This is a genomic window from Hydrogenophaga pseudoflava NBRC 102511, assembly GCF_001592285.1.
GTDB classification, from domain to species: domain Bacteria; phylum Pseudomonadota; class Gammaproteobacteria; order Burkholderiales; family Burkholderiaceae_C; genus Hydrogenophaga; species Hydrogenophaga pseudoflava.
Genome location: NZ_BCWQ01000016.1, coordinates 16,278 through 34,228 on the forward strand (window position 1 = coordinate 16,278; position 17,951 = coordinate 34,228).

14 protein-coding genes are annotated in these 17,951 nt (G+C 68.0%); 9 read left to right on the forward strand and 5 right to left on the reverse strand.

Annotated elements, in window-relative coordinates; genetic code table 11:
- Positions 1–135: 135 nt before the first annotated feature.
- Together HPS01S_RS18080 and dprA are read left to right on the forward strand one after the other, a co-directional pair.
- Complete coding sequence (locus HPS01S_RS18080; protein WP_066159269.1) at positions 136–1,473, forward strand: LysM peptidoglycan-binding domain-containing protein; 1,338 nt, start codon at positions 136–138, stop codon at positions 1,471–1,473.
- A 9-nt stretch (positions 1,474–1,482) separates the two neighbouring features.
- On the forward strand, positions 1,483–2,577 hold the full coding sequence (gene dprA, locus HPS01S_RS18085; protein WP_066159272.1) for a DNA-processing protein DprA: 1,095 nt from the start codon (positions 1,483–1,485) through the stop codon (positions 2,575–2,577).
- 1 nt (position 2,578) lies between these two features.
- Here dprA and HPS01S_RS18090 read toward each other — a convergent pair whose 3' ends face one another.
- From HPS01S_RS18090 to HPS01S_RS18110, 5 genes are all read right to left on the reverse strand, one after another.
- Entirely contained in the window at positions 2,579–4,990 is a 2,412-nt protein-coding gene (locus HPS01S_RS18090; protein WP_066159275.1) for a DUF1631 family protein, read from the reverse strand.
- A 92-nt stretch (positions 4,991–5,082) separates the two neighbouring features.
- Positions 5,083–6,039, reverse strand: a complete 957-nt coding sequence (secF, locus tag HPS01S_RS18095) for a protein translocase subunit SecF (RefSeq protein ID WP_066159277.1) — start codon at positions 6,037–6,039, stop codon at positions 5,083–5,085.
- A gap of 14 nt (positions 6,040–6,053) precedes the next feature.
- Complete coding sequence (gene secD, locus HPS01S_RS18100; protein WP_066159280.1) at positions 6,054–7,934, reverse strand: protein translocase subunit SecD; 1,881 nt, start codon at positions 7,932–7,934, stop codon at positions 6,054–6,056.
- Between the two features lie 24 nt (positions 7,935–7,958).
- Entirely contained in the window at positions 7,959–8,282 is a 324-nt protein-coding gene (gene yajC / locus HPS01S_RS18105; protein ID WP_066159282.1) for a preprotein translocase subunit YajC, read from the reverse strand.
- A gap of 141 nt (positions 8,283–8,423) precedes the next feature.
- Positions 8,424–12,017 (reverse strand): indolepyruvate ferredoxin oxidoreductase family protein, encoded by a 3,594-nt coding sequence (locus HPS01S_RS18110; protein ID WP_066159285.1) that lies wholly within the window; start codon positions 12,015–12,017, stop codon positions 8,424–8,426.
- A gap of 180 nt (positions 12,018–12,197) precedes the next feature.
- Here HPS01S_RS18110 and HPS01S_RS18115 point away from each other — a divergent pair, with 180 nt between their 5' ends.
- The 7 genes from HPS01S_RS18115 to HPS01S_RS18145 all read left to right on the forward strand — a co-directional run bounded on the left by HPS01S_RS18115 (position 12,198) and on the right by HPS01S_RS18145 (position 17,948).
- Positions 12,198–12,707 carry an Lrp/AsnC family transcriptional regulator gene (locus HPS01S_RS18115; protein ID WP_066159288.1) on the forward strand — a complete coding sequence of 170 codons (510 nt, stop codon included), beginning with the start codon at positions 12,198–12,200 and terminating at the stop codon, positions 12,705–12,707.
- A 200-nt stretch (positions 12,708–12,907) separates the two neighbouring features.
- Entirely contained in the window at positions 12,908–13,501 is a 594-nt protein-coding gene (locus tag HPS01S_RS18120; protein ID WP_066159291.1) for a hypothetical protein, read from the forward strand.
- An 89-nt stretch (positions 13,502–13,590) separates the two neighbouring features.
- On the forward strand, positions 13,591–14,223 hold the full coding sequence (locus HPS01S_RS18125) for a hypothetical protein (RefSeq protein WP_066159295.1): 633 nt from the start codon (positions 13,591–13,593) through the stop codon (positions 14,221–14,223).
- A complete protein-coding gene (locus HPS01S_RS18130; protein ID WP_066159297.1) occupies positions 14,220–14,672 on the forward strand; it encodes a hypothetical protein in 453 nt (150 codons plus the stop codon). The genes HPS01S_RS18125 and HPS01S_RS18130 overlap by 4 nt, the downstream gene beginning before the upstream one ends.
- Positions 14,673–14,681: 9 nt before the next feature.
- The gene (locus HPS01S_RS18135; RefSeq protein ID WP_066159299.1) at positions 14,682–15,467 is read left to right on the forward strand and encodes a COG1470 family protein; all 786 of its coding nucleotides are present in this window, start codon (positions 14,682–14,684) and stop codon (positions 15,465–15,467) included.
- Positions 15,464–17,413 carry an SdrD B-like domain-containing protein gene (locus HPS01S_RS18140; protein ID WP_066159302.1) on the forward strand — a complete coding sequence of 650 codons (1,950 nt, stop codon included), beginning with the start codon at positions 15,464–15,466 and terminating at the stop codon, positions 17,411–17,413. Before HPS01S_RS18135 ends, HPS01S_RS18140 begins: the two co-directional genes overlap by 4 nt.
- 55 nt (positions 17,414–17,468) lie before the next feature.
- Positions 17,469–17,948: a hypothetical protein gene (locus HPS01S_RS18145; protein ID WP_066159305.1), complete on the forward strand. Its 480-nt coding sequence runs from the start codon at positions 17,469–17,471 to the stop codon at positions 17,946–17,948.
- The last annotated feature ends 3 nt before the right edge of the window (positions 17,949–17,951 follow it).

The following is a 17,951-nucleotide window of genomic DNA, read 5'->3' on the forward strand; positions in this document are numbered from 1 at the left end:
TATTTTCGCCACTTTTGCATTCCCGGGTGGATGCCAGGACCTATTAATATTGCCTAATCAAGGGCTTGGGCGCAAAATCAAATGCGAATTGTCAAGTCCGACGCGCCAATTTTCGCCAGCCCCAGGGGCCCACACATGCGATTGAAATACCTTCCGACTGCCCTGCGCCTGACAGGCCCCGCATCCGCCTGCCTGGTGGCCATGGCCACCCTCGCCGGCGCCGCCTCGGCACAAAATCTTCCGGTCACCGCCAGCCAGCGCGCCACTGCCAACCAGGTGGCGCAAGCCGGCGTGCCCCTGTCGGAACTGGCCCCCAATGCGCCAGACAGCCACACGGTCAATCGTGGCGACACCCTCTGGGCCATCTCCAAGATCTTCCTCAAGAGCCCCTGGCGCTGGCCGGAGCTCTGGGGCATGAACCTGGAGGAGATCAAGAACCCCCACCGCATCTATCCCGGCCAGGTCCTGTACCTGGACAGGAGCGGCGGCCGCGCCCGGCTGAGCACCCGCAAACCCGGCGATGGCAGCGACATGCCCACCGTGCGGGTGTCACCGCGCGTGCGCAGCGAGAGCCTGTCCGAATCGGCCATCCCGCCGGTGAACATGCAGGCCATCGAGGCCTTCCTGACCGAACCCCTGATCGTCGATGAGGCCACCTATGCGCGCGCGGCGCGCATCGTGGCAACGCCCGAAAACCGCGTGCTGCTGAGCCTGGGCGACCGCGCCTACGCCCGGGGACAGTACGGCGACGCCGGCAACCTCACCGAAGAGGCCCTGACCCTGGGTGCCGGCAAGTCCATCACCTACCGCGTCTTCCGCAACGCCGTGCCCCTGAAAGACCCGGGCACTGGCGAGGTGCTGGCCTATGAGGCGCAGTACGTCGGGAAGGCCGAAATCGTGCGTCCGGAAACACGCCGCGAGATCGAGGAGCCGGCGTCGGCCAAGAAGCCCGAAGGCAAGGACACGTTCAAGCCCCAGTACGAGAACACGACGCACAACTTCGCACGCGTTCCGGTTGAAGAAAAAGCCCCGCTCAAGCCAGTGGCAACCGGCGAGATCGTCCCCGCCACGATCGACATCGTCAAGGCCAAGGAAGAGATCCGCGTGGGTGACCGGCTGCTTCCAGAGCCGCCGCGCGAGTTCCCCAACTACGTGCCGCGTGCCCCAGGCAAGCCCACATCGGGCCAGATCGTGTCGGTGTACGGCAATGCGGTGCGCTACGCCGCCCAGAACCAGGTGGTCTCCATCAACCGCGGTCGCGCGCATGGCGTTGAAGAAGGCCACGTACTGGCCCTGATCCGCGACTCCAGCACCCGCATCGACAAGACCGACGAAAGCCGCCCCCAGATCCGTCTGCCCGGCGAGCCCAATGGGCTCATGCTGGTCTTCAAGACCTTCGACAAGGTGTCCTACGCTCTGGTACTGGACATCGTCGACGGGGTCAAGGTCGGCGACCACTTCTCCAACCCCTGACGGCAGCCCATGGAGCGGGACGAATGGGCCGCCTGGCTCAGGTTGCTGCTCACCCCGGGCGTCGGCCGCGACACGGCGCGGCGGCTGCTGGCGGCATTCGGTCTGCCAGCCGACATCTGGAAGCACAGTCCCAGCGCCTGGGAGACGGTCACCAGCACCCGCATTGCGCGTGCGCTGCAGTCAGAGCCCGCAACACTCGTCGATGCCCTTGACCGGTTGCAGGCCTGGCTGACGGAAGGCAGCGACCGGCATGTCATCACACTGGCCGATCCGCGCTATCCCACCAGCCTGCTGCAGACGGCCGATCCCCCACTGCTGCTGCATGTGCAAGGTCGGCTCGATGCCTTGAGCCATCCCCAGAAGCTGGCGGTCGTGGGCAGCCGCAACCCCACCCCTCAGGGGGAAGCCAACGCGCGCGAGTTCGCACGGAGCCTGGCGGAATCGGGGCTGTGTGTCGTGTCGGGCCTGGCCCTGGGCGTCGACGGTGCCGCCCACACCGGCGCGCTGGAAGGCGGCGGCCTGACGCTCGCCGTGGTCGGCACCGGACTGGACACGGTCTACCCCCAGCGGCACGCGGCGCTGGCCTGTCGCATCGCGGCATCCGGCGCGCTCATCAGCGAATACCTGCTCGGCACGCCGCCGCTGGGAGCCAATTTCCCGCAGCGCAACCGGATCATCGCCGGCCTGAGCCAGGGCACCCTGGTGGTCGAAGCCGCGGTGCGGTCCGGATCCCTGATCACCGCCAGACTGGCCGCAGAACAGGGCCGGGAGGTGTTTGCCATTCCCGGGTCGATCCATGCCCCGCAGTCGCGGGGCTGCCATGCACTGATCCGGCAAGGCGCCAAACTGGTCGAGTCGGCACAGGACATTCTGGAGGATCTGCACCTGTCAGAGCCATCGCAGCCAAAGCACGAGCCGGCATTGCCCACGGACGAAGACGGGCTGTTGCGCGCGATGGGCTTTGACCCCATCGGACTGGATGCCCTTCAGGCTCGAACCGGACTGGACACCGCAGCGCTGCAGGCCCGTCTGCTGGAGCTGGAGCTGGACGGGCAGGTCGGGCGGCTGCAGGGCGGCCTGTTCCAGCGCACCGGCCAGGTGTGACTCAGCCGAGCAGTCGCTCGGGGTTGGCGTCGAGTTTGGCCAGCGCGTCGCGGGTTGCGCGCACGGTCAGCGCCTCGTCCTCGCTGGGCACCAGCAGACCTGCCTGGAGGTAGGCGGCCACGCGCGTGGCCTGGATCAGGAAGCAGCGACCAACGCTCGTCACGAACAGGTACAGCTGTCCCCGCTCGCTGCGCCAGGCAAACTGCACGCTGTTGAGCTTGCCGTTGTGATCAAGGCCAAACCAGGACCCGATCTGCAACTCCTGGGCCCAGGCCCTCATGGCTTCGGTGGGCTGACTGCCGCCCTGGCGAATCACCTCGATGTTGGTGGCGTCCACCCCAGTGATCATCTCGATGCTTTCGTTGTCCAGGTCGAGGTCGCCGACGCCGCTGTCGGGAAGGTAGTCCTCCAGATTCGTCAGACGATCGGACAACTTGTCCAGGCTTTCCTGCGAGATCGCCTCGGTGCGCGACATGAAGGCATCGGCCAGCGTGTCGCTCACGGACTTGATGTGTCCATCCTGCATGCTGGGCGAGTACCCCAGCAGGCTCATGCCCTGTCGCAGCCGCTGCAGCAAACCCGGCAACTGCTGGATCACGCGCGCCCGATCGTTGCGATTGGGTTTGGCACTGGCCGCCCAGAGCAGGTCGGATGCCACCCGCTTGAGCGAGGCGGTTTCTTCGTGCTTGACGCCGTACTTGACGCTGGCGACTGCCAGAACCTCGACCCAGACCTTGAACAGAAACTCGCGCACCTCTTCGCGCACGGTGATGTCGTCCAGCAGCTTGCGCAACTCGATGGTGTACTGCACCGACAGTGTTTCCTTCTGCTCCACCTGCTGTGCGACGCTGACAAAGCGGCTGGCGCCGCCCTGCTCGGTGAGGTACGTGGACAAGAACTTCTGGAACTCGTCCAGCACAAGCTGGAACACTCGGCGGCCGGTTTCGGGGTACTGCTCGATGACCTGCACCACCCGCTTGATCTCCGCCTCCAGCGCCACAGAGCTGACATTGGATTCAAAGCCCAGCACACAGGATCCCATCCGATCGATGAGCTGGCGCGCCGGATGCTGGAGTGCACTGAAGAACTCGGGTTCGGCCAGGGCCACGCGCAACACGGGTATCTGCAAACGCGCGAACCAGACCCGCACACTGGGCGGAATCCGCTCCTCTGCCAGGATGCTCTGGAACATCAGGGCCACCACCTCGATAGTGGCCTTTTCGGAGGGCGTCGAAGCCGCCTGCTTGAGCTCGACCGTGCGCTGGCGCAGGGCGGTTGCCGCTTGGGCCACATGCGAGTGGTCCATGGGAGGAGCGACCGACCGAACGCCACCTGAGCCGGTGGTGACCACATCCGGCATCGGAATCGGGGCCACGTCCATCATGGCCTGCTGCAGCCGCGGGGACGAGGGCAGCAGCTGTGTGGCTTCGAAGTCGCCGCCGATCTTGTCAGCCAGCAGACGCCGCAGGCGCCCCACAACACCTTGCGCCCTCATCCGGGCTCTCGCCAGCGGCGACGAATGGGTCATCATGCGGGTTTCGTCATGAACCCCCATGCCCGAGGGCGCACGCCCCGTTGGAGGGGCGCCTGCAAAGGCGCTGCCCCCGGAACCTCCGGTGCCAAGCCCGCCGCCGGACTCGCCATGGGAAAACGCTGCAGCGCCCGCTGGGGTATGACCCGACGCCCGCCCCCAGCCCGATCCTGCAGCCGGCGCTTCCGGTGTGGCGTCCCGGGCAGAGGAGGGCGCTGGTGACCGGCTGCCGGGCGCGCGCCTGACCAGCGCCTGCAGATCAATCTCCTTCATCACACCGCTGGACACAAGAAACTCGTTGGCAGCCTTGTAGGCTTCCAGCATCGACTTCGCCAACACCGGTGAAATGGCGTCCTGCACCAGTGACCAGGCCTCACGGGTCATCTGCACATCCAGCCACTGGTCCACCAGAATGCGGCACACCACATCCGGCAGCAGCACGTCGCCTCGCGGCAGCTCCTGCCGCTTCTCCAGGTGTTGAATGCGCAGCCGCAACTCGTTGAGTTCGCTGGCCACCTGCTCCAGCACACGCATGGCCAAGCGGGAGGCCAGAATCTGATCGTCGATCGCGCCTTCGGCCAGCAGCTCCAGACGGCCCGTCAGAGGCAACTGCCCGGAGTGTTGCGAAGTGGTGCGGGGCAACAGGGTGCGCTGCAGGGCCTTGCGACTCTGGTTCAGCCACATGCCCTGGGACTTCTGGAACGCGGTCCACGCGTCGCGGCGCTCCTGCATTTCACGCGCCGGGCCAGCCTGGTCCAGGATGGCTGTCAACCGGTTTTCAGCCGCCTTGACCAGTTCGGGCAAGACCCGTCCCACATGAACCACGAAGAGTTCACGCGCCTGCTTGGCCAGAGACGAAACATGCTGATCGGGGGTTGCCACAGGAAGTCAGTATGACACGAAAGACAACGCTCACATTCCTCTTCAACCCGGGCTTTTCCCTCGGCTCAAGAGCGCAGACAAACCCCGGAAGCTCAGACCACCGCCCCGCTGTTCGGATCGTCCGGATCGCCCGATGCAGACTTGGCGGACGTCTTGATCAGGTCTTCGCGCTTGATGCCCAGCCACATCGCGATGGCCGCCGCCACGAATACGGAGGAATAGATGCCGAACAGGATGCCGATGGTCAGCGCCATGGCGAAGTAGTGCAGCGTCGGGCCACCGAACAGCAGCATGGACATCACCATGATCTGGGTCGAACCGTGAGTGATGATGGTCCGGCTGATGGTCGAGGTGATGGCGCGGTCGATGATCTGGACCGTGGACATCTTTCGCTGGCGGCGGAATGTTTCACGGATGCGGTCAAAGATCACCACAGATTCGTTGACCGAATAGCCCAGCACGGCCAGCACGGCCGCCAGCACCGCCAGCGAGAACTCCCACTGGAAGAAGGCGAAGAAGCCCAGGATGATGATCACGTCGTGCAGGTTGGCGATGATGGCCGACACCGCGTACTTCCACTCGAAGCGCACCGCCAGATAGATCATGATGCCCACGATCACCAGACCCAGCGCCATGAGGCCGTGCTGCACCAGTTCCTGCCCGACCTGCGGGCCGACAAACTCGGTGCGGCGCAGCTGGACGGCAGGGTCCTGCGCCTTCAGCGCGGCCATGACCGCCTCGCTCTGCTGGCCGGAGCTCAGCCCCTCCCGGGCAGGCAGGCGCAGCAGCACGTCCTGCGAGGTGCCGAAGTTCTGCACCGGCACATCGGCGTAGCCCAGCCCCTCGATCACCGAACGCACGGACTCCAGATCGGCAGGTTGCTGATAGGCGACCTCCATCACGGTGCCACCGGTGAACTCCACCGACAGGTTCAGGCCGCGCGAGACGAGGAAGAACACTGCCAGCACGAAGGTGATGGCCGAGATCGCGTTGAGCACCAGCGCGTGGCGCATGAACGGGATGTCCTTGCGGATACGGAACAGTTCCATCTTCGTATTCCCGGTCAGTCGGCCTTGGCCACCGCACTACCGCCCTCGGGGCGCCACACCGTGCCGATGGACACGCTCTTGAGTTTCTTCTGCCGGCCGTACCAGAGGTTGACCAGGCCGCGCGAGAACACCACGGCCGAGAACATGCTGGTCAGGATGCCGATGCAGTGCACCACGGCGAAGCCGCGCACCGGGCCGGAACCGAAGATCAGCAGTGCGATGCCGGCGATCAGCGAAGTGACGTTGGAGTCCAGGATGGTGCCCCAGGCGTGGTCGTAGCCGATGTTGATCGCTGTCTGGGGCGAAGATCCGTTGCGCAGCTCCTCGCGCACCCGCTCGTTGATCAGCACGTTGGCGTCGATGGCCATGCCCAGCGCCAGCGCCATGGCCGCAATGCCCGGCAGCGTCAGCGTGGCCTGCAGCATCGACAGCACCGCCACCAGCAGCACGAGGTTGAAGCCCAGTGCCAGGCTGGAGAACACGCCGAACAGCATGTAATAGATGCACATGAAGACGACGATCACGACGAAGCCCCAGATCACGCTGTTGAAGCCTCGCTCGATGTTCTCTTTGCCCAGGCTCGGGCCGATGGTGCGCTCCTCGATGATTTCCATCGGCGCGGCCAGCGAACCGGCGCGCAGCAGCAGCGCGGTGTCGTTGGCTTCGACCGTCGTCATGCTGCCGGAAATCTGCACGCGCCCGCCGCCGATCTCGGAGCGGATCACCGGGGCCGTCACGACCTCGCCCTTGCCCTTCTCGAACAGGATGATGGCCATGCGCTTGTTGATGTTCTCGCGCGTCACGTCGCGGAAGATGCGCGCGCCCTTGCCGTCGAGCGTCAGGTGAACCGCCGGCTGCTGCTGGTCGTCGAAGCCGGCCTGCGCGTCGGTGAGGTTCTCGCCCGTGAGCAGCACCTCGCGCTTGACGATCACCGGGCGGCCATTGCGCTCCAGGTACTTCTCGGAACCGAAGGGCACCATGCCGGAACCGCTCTCGGCCGCCAGACCTTCCGTGCTTTCGTCCACCAGGCGCAGCTCCAGGGTGGCCGTGCGGCCCAGGATGTCCTTGGCCTTGGCCGTGTCCTGCACGCCGGGCAGCTGCACCACGATGCGGTCGGCGCCCTGCTGCTGGATCACCGGCTCGGCCACGCCAAGTTCGTTGATCCGGTTGTGCAGTGTGGTGATGTTCTGCTTGACCGCCTGGGACTGCACCGCCAGCGCGGCCTGCGGCTTGAGCGTGGCGGTGAGGCGGAATTCGGCGCCGTCGGGTGTGCGCACCACCTGCAGATCGGCGAACTGGTCGGCGATCAGGTTTTCGATGGCCGTGGCGGTCGCCTCGTCGCGGGCGCGCAACTCGATGGTCGTCGCGTTGCGCTGAATGCCACCGTGGCGCACGTTCTTCTCGCGCAGCGCGGTGCGCAGGTCGGTGGCCAGCACATCGGCCTTGCGCTGCAGCGCCGCCGGCATGTCGACCTGCAGCATGAAGTGCACCCCACCGCGCAGGTCCAGGCCCAAGTACATCGGCGACGCGCCGATGCTCGCCAGCCAGGCCGGTGTGCGCGGCACCAAGTTCAGTGCCACCACGAAACCCGGGTTGGCCGGATCGGGGTTGAGCGTGCGCTCGATGGCGTCGCGGGCCTTGAGCTGGTTGTCGGTGGAATCGAAACGGGCCCTGACCGAGCCGCCCTCCAGCTGGATCAGCGTGGGCGCCAGGCTCTCGCGCCCGAGGGCCTGCTCCACACGCGTCAGCGTGGTCTCGTCGACCTTGACGGAGGAGCGGGCGGCCGAGACCTGCACCGCCGGCGATTCGCCGAACAGGTTGGGCAGCGAATACAGCACCCCGACCACCAGCGTGACCGCGATGATCAGGTACTTCCAGAGCGGATAACGGTTCATGTCAGGGCCTTCGGCGCCGGCTGGTTACTTGATGGTTCCCTTGGGCAGCACCTGGACAACCGCCGTGCGCTGCATCTGGACTTCCATGCCGTCGGCGAGTTCCACGCCGATGTAGGTTTCACCGATCTTGGACACCTTGCCCAGGAAGCCACCGGCGGTCACGATCTCGTCGCCCTTGGCCAGCGCTTCGATCATGGCCTTGTGCTCTTTCTGGCGCTTCATCTGGGGCCGGATCATCACGAAATACAGCACCACGAACATCAGCACCAGGGGCAGCATGCTGATCAGGGTGCTCTGGGTGTCACCGGCGCCAGCGGCGGCCTGGGCATAAGCAGAAGAAATGAACACGGGACGGTCTCCAACGAAAAGGTCAGGGGACAAACCGAAGGCCCGGCGGGCGCACCCAGCCGGGCCTTGCGGCGGAACCGGTCATTGTAAGTCGCGGTCTCCCCCGGCCGGCGACCGGGGGATTGGCCGGAAAGGGCCGCCTCAGGCGGCTTGGCTGCGCAGCGCACCAGCGGCACTGTCGCGCCACTGGGCCAGCAGCTGCTCGCGCCGGGTCTGCACGGCCGCCAGGTGCCGGGCCTTGACGTGGCCGAAGCCGCGGATCTGCTCGGGCAGGCGCGCGACCTCCAGCACCAGGGCATGCGAGTCGGCGTTGAGACCGGCCAGCAGGCCCTCGATGTCGGCGCGGTACTGCACGATCAGCTCGCGCTCGGTGCGGCGCTCCTCGGTGCGGCCGAACACATCCAGCGCGGTGCCACGCAGGCCCTTGAAGCGGGCCAGCACCGACATGGCCTTGAGCATCCAGGGTCCATAGGTCTGCTTGATCAGCTCGCCCTTGTCGTTCGTCTTCGCGAACAGCGGCGGCGCCAGGTGCAGCTGCAAGCGATAGTCGCCCTCGAACTGCTCGGCGATCTGCGCCCGGAAGGCCGGGTCGGTGTGCAGGCGCGCCACCTCGTACTCGTCCTTGTAGGCCATCAGCTTGAACAGGTAGCGCGCCACCGCCTCGGTCAGCGAGGTCTTGCCCAGGCGGCTCTCGGCCTGACGCACCTTCTCCACGAAGTCCTGGTAGGTCTGGGCGTAGGCGGCGTTCTGGTACGCGGTCAGGAAGTCCACGCGGCGGGCCACCAGCTCCTCGACGGTGTCGCGCTTTTTGAACTGGATCACCTGCGCCGGGGTGGCCGGCGCCAGCAGCGCGGCCATGGCCTGCGGGTCGTGGGCCGCGCGGCGGCCCCAGTCGAAGGCCTGCTTGTTCTTCTCCACCTGCACCGCGTTGAGCTCGATGGCGCGCATCAGCGACTCCAGCCCCAGCGGCACCCAGCCCTTCTGCCACGCGTAGCCCAGCATCATGGGGTTGGTGTAGATCGAGTCGCCCATCAGGCGTGTGGCAGCGGCTTCGGCGTCGAAGCGGCCGACCGCGGCCTCGCCCAAGGCAGCGACCAGCGAGTCCACGCAGGCCTGCGCCGGGTTCTGCCACTGCGGGTTCTTCACAAACGCAGCCGTGGGGGTGGCGCTGGTGTTCAGGGCCACATGGCTGCGGCCCGCGCGCAGGCGCTGCAGCGTCTCCTTGCCGGCGGCCACGAGGGGGTCGCAGCCGATCACCAGGTCGGCCGAGGCCGTGCCCACGCGCGTGGTCCGGATGTGGTCCTGGCTGGCACCGATGAGCACATGGCTCCAGGTCGCGCCGCCCTTCTGCGCCAGGCCCGCCGCGTCCTGCGTGACGATGCCCCGGCCCTCGATGTGGGCGGCCATGCCCAGCAGCTGGCCGATGGTGATGACGCCCGTGCCGCCCACGCCGGCCACCACGATGCCCCAGGCCTCGTCGGTCAGCTGGGGCAGGCGCGGCAGCGGCGGCTCGGCGCCGGACCAGGCCAGGGCCGCACCCTTCTTGTCCTTCTTGCGCAGCTGGCCGCCCTTCACGGTGACGAAGCTGGGGCAGAAGCCCTTGACGCAGGAGAAGTCCTTGTTGCAGCTGCTCTGGTTGATGCGGCGCTTGCGGCCGAATTCGGTCTCCAGCGGCTCCACCGAGAGGCAGTTGCTCTGCTCGCCGCAGTCGCCGCAGCCCTCGCAGACCAGCTCGTTGATGACCACGCGCTGATCCGGCTCGGCCATGGTGCCGCGCTTGCGGCGGCGGCGCTTTTCGGTCGCGCAGGTCTGGTCGTAGATGATGACCGTGGTGCCCTTGATCTCGCGGAACTCGCGCTGCACCGCGTCCAGCGTGTCGCGGTGCTGGATCGCGATGCCGCTGGGCAGGCCCTGCACGGACGCGTACTTCTCCGGCTCGTCGGTGACGATGGTGATCTTCACTGCGCCCTCGGCGCGCATGCTCTGCGCGATCTGCACCACGCTGTGGCCCTCGGGCCGCTCGCCGACCTGCTGGCCGCCGGTCATCGCGACCGCGTCGTTGTAGAGGATCTTGTAGGTGATATTCACGCCCGCGGCGATGCTCTGGCGCACCGCCAGCAGGCCGCTGTGGAAGTAGGTGCCGTCGCCCAGATTGGCGAACATGTGCTGGTCGTTGCTGAAGGGCTGCTGACCGACCCAGGGCACGCCCTCGCCGCCCATCTGGGTGAAGCCCACGGTGGCGCGGTCCATCCAGATGGTCATGAAGTGGCAGCCGATGCCGGCCATGGCGCGCGAGCCTTCGGGCACGCGGGTCGAGGTGTTGTGCGGGCAGCCCGAGCAGAACCAGGGCTGGCGGTTGGCGTCGGCCGAGGCCCCGGCCAGCAGGGTCTGGGTCGAGCGCTCCTGTGCGTCCAGGATGGCCAGTTGCGCATCGATGCGGGCCTCGATGTCCGAGGGAATGCCCAGCTTCTTCAGGCGCCGCGCAATGGCGCGCGCGATCAGGGCCGGGTTCAGGTCGGCGTTGGCGCGCAGCAGCTGGTTGCCGCTGGGGTTGGGCCGGCTCCACTCGCCGCCCGAGTAGTCGCCCTCGACCTCGTCGAACTTGCCCAGCACGTTGGGGCGCACGTCCGGGCGCCAGTTGTAGAGCTCTTCCTTGAGCTGGTATTCGATGACCTGGCGCTTCTCTTCCACCACCAGGATCTCGCGCAGCCCGGTGGCGAACTCGCGCGTGATGCCCGCCTCCAGCGGCCACACCACGGCCACCTTGTGCAGGCGGATGCCCAGCTGGCGGCAGGTGGCGTCGTCCAGGCCCAGGTCGAGCAGGGCCTGGCGCGTGTCGTTGAAGGCCTTGCCGCTGGCGATGATGCCGAAGCGGTCGTGCGGGCCGTCGATCACGTTGTGGTTGAGCTTGTTGGCGCGCACGTAGGCCAGCGCCGCGTACCACTTGTAGTCGAACAGCCGGGCCTCCTGGTCCAGCGCCGCGTCGGGCCAGCGGATGTGCAGGCCGCCCGGCGGCATGTCGAACTCGGGAATCACGATCTGCACCCGCTCGGGATCGATCATGGCGGTGGCGCTGGACTCGACGATCTCCTGGATCGTCTTCATGCCGGTCCACACGCCGCTGAAGCGGCTCATGGCAAACGCGTGCAGGCCGAGGTCCAGGATCTCCTGCACCGTGGACGGGAAGAACACCGGCAGGCCGCAGGCCTTGAAGATGTGGTCGCTCTGGTGCGCGGCGGTGGAGCTCTTGGCCACGTGGTCGTCACCGGCCACCGCGATCACGCCGCCCCAGGGCGTGGTGCCGGCCATGTTGGCGTGCTTGAACACGTCGGAGCAGCGGTCCACGCCCGGGCCTTTGCCGTACCAGATGCCGAACACGCCGTCGAACTTGTTGCTGCCCTTGGGCGCGAAGCCCAGCTGCTGCGTGCCCCACACGGCCGTGGCCGCCAGCTCTTCGTTGACCCCGGGCTGGAACACCACGTTTTGCTGTTTCAGGTAGGGCGCGGCCTTCTGCAGCGCCTGGTCGTAGCCGCCCAGCGGCGAGCCCCGGTAGCCGCTGACGAAGCCCGCGGTGTTCTTGCCGACCATGGCGTCGCGCTGGCGCTGCAGCATCGGCAGCTTCACCAGGGCCTGGACCCCGCTCATGAAAGCGGGCCCGTGGTCGAGGGCGTACTTGTCGTCCAGCGTGACGGTTTCGAGCGCGCGACGGATGTGCTCGGGCAGTGGGGCGTTCATCTTGTTGTCTCCTGCGGGGGTGGAAGTGCCCGCCTTGTGGGCGGATCGGTGACCAACAGACAGCCGGGTAGGCTGGTGCCAGTGTGCCGCTCAGTGTATGGCCCGGTCGCCGACAGGTGTTTGCTTTTCGTGCCCAGTTTTGCGATATTTAAGAAAGAGTCTTTCTCAAAATACGGATTCATGGAAACACTGGACAAGTTCGACCTGGCCATCCTGAACGAACTGCAGGCCGATGGCCGTCTGACCAACGCCGAACTGGCCAACCGCGTGGGCCTGTCGGCCGCGCCCTGCTGGCGCCGGGTGCGGGCGCTGGAAGAGGCGGGCTTCATCACCGGCTACCGGGCCGAGCTCAACCGCAACAAGATCGGCCTGGGCGTGCTGGCCTTCGTGCGGCTGGACGCCGAACGCAACAGCGGCGACGCGCTGGGCCAGATGGAGAAGGCCATCCGGCAGATCCCGGAGATCGTCAGCTGCCACTACATCAGTGGCTCGGGCACCTTCGAGCTGCAGGTGGTGTGCCCCGACCTGGCCGAGTTCAGCCGTTTTGCGCGCGAGGTACTGATCCACCTGCCCAACGTCAAGGACCTGCACACCAGCTTTTCGCTCGGGGAGGTCAAGGCCAGCAGCGCGCTGCCGCTGGGACATCTTGTGAACCAAAGTGTCGGCTCGGCGAACCACGTCAAAACTTGAGCACTTTTTGTTACCGCTTATCCCCTTGGTTCGACCGCTGGGTCGGAAATGGCGGCCAAGTCTTTGAAAAGTGTGACTTTTTTCCGCGTTATCTCTTGGCCCCAGGGGACTGGCTGCGTACAGTGCGGCCTGCTCAGCAGCGGGACGATGGCATCAGAAAGTGTTCATCGGCGCTGCGCAACCCTGAAGAAGGAAACGTCGTGAACAAGTCCTCCCTGATCCTCAAGTCCGCCCTGGCCCTGGCCCTGGCCACCCCCCTGCTCGCATCGGCCGAGTCGCAGTTGACCATCGGCACCGGCGATGCCAACGCCCGTCTGGATTTCCGCATCGTGGTCCCGCGCGTGCTGTTCCTCGGTGTGGGCACCGGCGCCGCCGGCCTGGCCGCCAACTCCACCATCGACACGGTGACCTTCGACTACAGCAGCAACCCCTCGGCCATCGGCACGGGTGCGGCGGCAGGCGCCATCACCGGCAACGTGGTGCCGGTGCGCGTGGTGGGCAACAACGGCCAGATCACCCTGACCGCCAACACCACGGGCGCCCTGACCAACGGCACCGCCGACACCATTGCCTGGTCCGAGATCACGGCCACCTCCAGCCTGGCGGCACTGCCCAGCCCGGCCATCCCCCTGACCGGCGCCGGCGTGGCCAGCAACGTCACCCTGTCGTCGGGCACCAAGATCACCGACCGCTCGGCCAACTGGACCTTCAGCTACGCCAACTCGGCCGTGGTCGCTCCGGGCACCTACGGCACCACCAACGGCCGCGTGACCTACACCGCGGCCATGCCCTGACCTTGCGCCGCCCGACCGCTGGCCGGCCTGCGCCGGCGGTCGCCCGCGCCCTGGTGTCCGCACCACCGGTGACGGGACACGACAAAGCCATGAAGACCGCCCCGACTCCCTCCCTGCTGCGCCTGATCGGCGCCGGCCTGGTGGTGAGCGCGGGGCTGCAGGCGCTGCCCGCGCAGGCCTGGTCGCTGACCATCGCCGCGGCCACGCGCCGGGTCTTCCTGCACGTCGGCAACGGCACCGCCGACGGCAACAATGGCACGGTCAATCTCGTCTCGGCCAACCTCACCGCCGCCCAGCTGCTGTCGGGCGCTCCGCAGGCCATGACCAGCAACAGCACGCAGTCCGCCAGCCTCTACGGTGACAACTACAACACCTGCCCAACACCGTCCGCGCAGGTAATGATCGGCGCCTCCTACCGGCGCAGCAACAACAACAATGGGCCCGCCAGCGCCACGCTGCGCGTCACCTCGCCCGCCAGCCTGACCACCACTGCAGGCGACACCATCCCGTTCAGCGAGATCAGCTGGACCGTCTCGGCGGCGGGCAGCGGCGTGCCCAACGTGATCCCGGCCGGGACCTTCAACGGTGGCACCCAGACCCTGACCACGATCCCGGCCAATACCTATATAGAGAACTGTCACACGTTCCGCTACGCCAACAGCGCCATCCGCGCCGCCGGCACCTACAACGGCCGGGTGACCTACACCCTGAGCAGCCCGTGAACACAAGTCTCCTGACCGGCCTGGTGCTGGCCCTGGCCTGCGCTTCCGCCAGCGCGGGCACCCACCGCCTGGACGACTCGCTGAGCCACACCACGCCGCCCACCGCGCAGATGGAGTGGCTGCCCCAGACCCCGGGCGACCGCGACGGCGGCATGGAAACCTGGGTCCGCGTGCACCTGCACATCGACACCCGCGACTGGGTGGGACGCAGCGGGCGCATCTACATGGTGCTGCCGCTCGACCAGGCCTCGTCCATCGAAGCCGTCTGGACCACCAACGGCCCTCTGCGCTCGGGCCGCCTGGTCTCGGGCGAGCGCGCGCTGGTCTGGGCCGGCACCATCGGCGCCGACAGCCTGCGCGACCAGATGCACGTGCGCCTGCGCTCCGGCCCCGACTGGCAGAGCGCCAGCCGCCGGCTGAACTTCCACTTCGAGTTCGACACCGACTGACCCGCCGACATGCGCCGCCTCGTTTCCCTCTGCCTGCTCGTCCTGTTGCCCGCGATGGCCTGGGCCCAGGGCTTTGCCGCCTTCATCTCGCCGCCGCGCTTCGAGGTCCGGACCGCGGCCGGCCAGCCGCTGCGCCAGGTGCTCGAAATCCAGCACGTCGGCCGCGCCGCCGGCAACTACCGCATCTACACCAACGACTGGACGCTCGATGCCGACCACCAGGTCGCGTTCACGAACGAGCTGGCCCCGGACAGCTGCCGCCCCTGGGTGGCGATCGAACGGCGCGAGCTGACCCTGCAGCCCGGGGCCCGCTACCGCTACCGATTCGAGATCGCCCCGCCGGCCGGCACCCCGCCGCGCGAGTGCCGCTTCGCCATCATGGTCGAGGGCCTGGAGGCCGCCAAGGTCGAGGGCGCGGTGAGCTTCCCCGTGGGCGGGCGCATCGGCGTGATCGTCTACGCCGCCATCGGTGATGTGGCGCCGGCCCTGGCGATCACCGGGACAGAAACCATCCAGGCCAACGGCCAGCCGACCGCGGTCGTCCGGGTGCGCAACACCGGCACCGCCACCGGCCGGGTCGAGGGTTTCCTGGACGCCACCGACGCTGCCGGCCAGAGCGCCGAGATGTCGCCCGCCGACCTGCCCATCCTGCCCGGCGAGACCCGCCGCATCGCCCTCGCGCCGGTGGCGGTCGACGGCAAGAACGCACCCACGCTGCGTTTTCCGATCAAGGTCCGGGGCCAGCTGGAATCCGGCAAGAACAAGCTGCCGCTGGACGCGAGCTTCGCCCCATGATCCGGGGAGGTTGGCTGCTGGCCGGCGCCCTGGCACTGGGCGCGGCGCAGGCGCAGGCGCAGAACGCGGCCAACGCCCCCGCTCCCGCGCCCTACGAGGACCGGATCATTGAGGGCCTGGCGCCACTGGCCGACGAGAACGACGGCCAGAACGACTACGACCGCGGCGGCTGGCCGCGCTACCTGCGCCTGGAGACCCGGCTTGGCAACCAGTCCTTTGACGCCTCGCGCCGCACCCGCCTGGCCTACGCCCTGGAAGGCCTGATCGAAACCCCCAACCACGGCATGCTGTCGATGGACGGCAGCGTCTCGCCCAGCCCGCGCGAATACACCCTGACGCTGCGCCAGCGCGCACTGCCGCTGCCCGGCGGCTGGACCGGCGACCACGATCTGGGCGTGATCACCGCCCCCGGCACCGACCTGTCGCGCCTGCCCTCGCGCGTGCTGCTCCCGAGCACCCAGCTGCGCGGGCTCAGCGGCCAGTGGGAACACACGGGACAGGGGCTGCAGCTGCTGGCCGCGGGCGGTGAGCCCGGCCAGCTCACCAGCCAGCCGGTGACCGGATTCCAGGGCCTGGGCGGACGGCGCCACCTGGCTGGCGCGCAGTGGCGCAGCCCCGGCGCGCGCGCCACCGAGCCGGACGGCTGGACGCTCGCCCTGCAGCACGAACGCGCCACCGATGTGCTCACCAGCGCCACGCTGGACAACCCCTCGGGACGCACCGACGCCGACGCCAGCCACCTCGCCCTGCGGCGGGACAGCGCCAGCCACCGCAGCCAGGCCCAGCTGGTGAGCAGCCGCACCGGCGCGGGCGGCGTGAGCGCCCAGGGCGTCTGGGTGGACAGCGAATGGGACGAGGGCCCGCGCCAGCACGGCCTGAGCCTGTACCGGCTCGACCCCGGTCTGAGCTGGGCCGCGCAGGCCATGCCCTCAGACGTGCAGGGCGCCACCCTGCGCAGCCAGTGGCGCACCCGCCAGTGGTCGGCAGAAGCCTCCTACGACTGGCTGCGCTCGGTCAGCGGGCGGGTGGGCAACGGCAGCTACGCCTCGGCCAGCGCGCGCTGGCGCATCGACCGGGACAACCAGTTCAGCGCCGGTGCCGCATTGCGCCGTTTCGACGGCCAGGCCTGGAACAGCTTCGCCGACTGGCGCCGCACCAACGACTGGGGCCAGAGCGGATGGCGACTCGAACTGGCCGGCGGCGCCGACCTCCAGGGCCCCGCGCGGGTGCTGAGCTACGACCAGGAATGGGCCGTGCCACTGGGCTGGACCCTGTCGTCCACCCTGGGCATGGGCCGCTACGCCGCCAACCAGGACAGCGACAACTTCTGGTCCGGTGCGCTCGCGCTGCAGGCTCCGCTGAGCAACGGTGCCGACCTGCGCGGCCAGCTCGGCACCGAGCGGCGCGACAACGGGCAGCAGCGCCACAACCTGAACCTGGGCGCCCAGTGGCGCCTGAACCGCCACTGGAGCATCAGCGGCCAGTACACCCGCGCCATCGGTCAGACACCGGAGCGCCGGCCGCTGGACCCGCTGGCGCCGCTGCCCACGACCACCACCGGCAACAGCGACCGCAGCTTCCTGGTGCTGCTGCGGTACGAGGACGAAGCGGGCAGCCGCAATGTTCCGCTGGGCGGCCGGCCCCAGGAGGGCGGTGGCCGCATCGAAGGCATCGTGTATTTCGACGACAACGCCAGCGGCACGCAGGACGCCAACGAGACCGGGGTGCCCGGCGTCACGATCGCGCTGGACAACCGGTATGCAGTGCGCACCGACGCCCAGGGCCGCTTCAGCTTCCCCTTCGTGGCCTCCGGCCCGCGCACGGTGAGCGTGCGCAACGACACCCTGCCCCTGCCGTGGAGCGTGGTCGACGACGGGCAGGTCACGATCGACCTGCGCCTGCGCGAGACCACCCGCCTGAGCCTGCCGGTGCAGCGGCCCCGCTGACACCGCACGTCGGAAAAGGGGTCAAGTCCGCGCCCGGAGGACCGATAAAGCGGGCATGAAGCCCGCACACCGCCTCCTGTCTGCCCTGGCCGTCGGCCTGGGCCTGGTGCTGGCCCCCGCGGCCAGCCAGGGGGAAGCGCAGCTCACGACCCTGGCACCCGCCACCAGCGGGGCACTGGATTTCCGCATCGTCGTGCCGCCCGTCATGCGTGTGCTCGAAAACAGCCACCCGTCGCAACTCACCAGCGGCGCCGACGGCTTGCTCGGCGGCCAGCAGCGCCTGGTGGTGCTCTCGAACATGAAGCGGGGCTTCTGCGTCACCTTGCGGCTGCGCTCACCGGATGTCGACCAGTGGCAGGTGCGCGCCGCCCCCGAATCCGGTGTCACGCTGCAGGCGGCGGGCCAGGCCTACCGCCTGTGCAGCGACCGCCCGGGGCGCTACACCATGGTGTTGCAACACCAGTTCGGCCCGTCGGCCAACGTCCCCGGTGCCGGTCAGGACTGGCCGGTGCAGACCGACATCACCACCCTCTGAAAC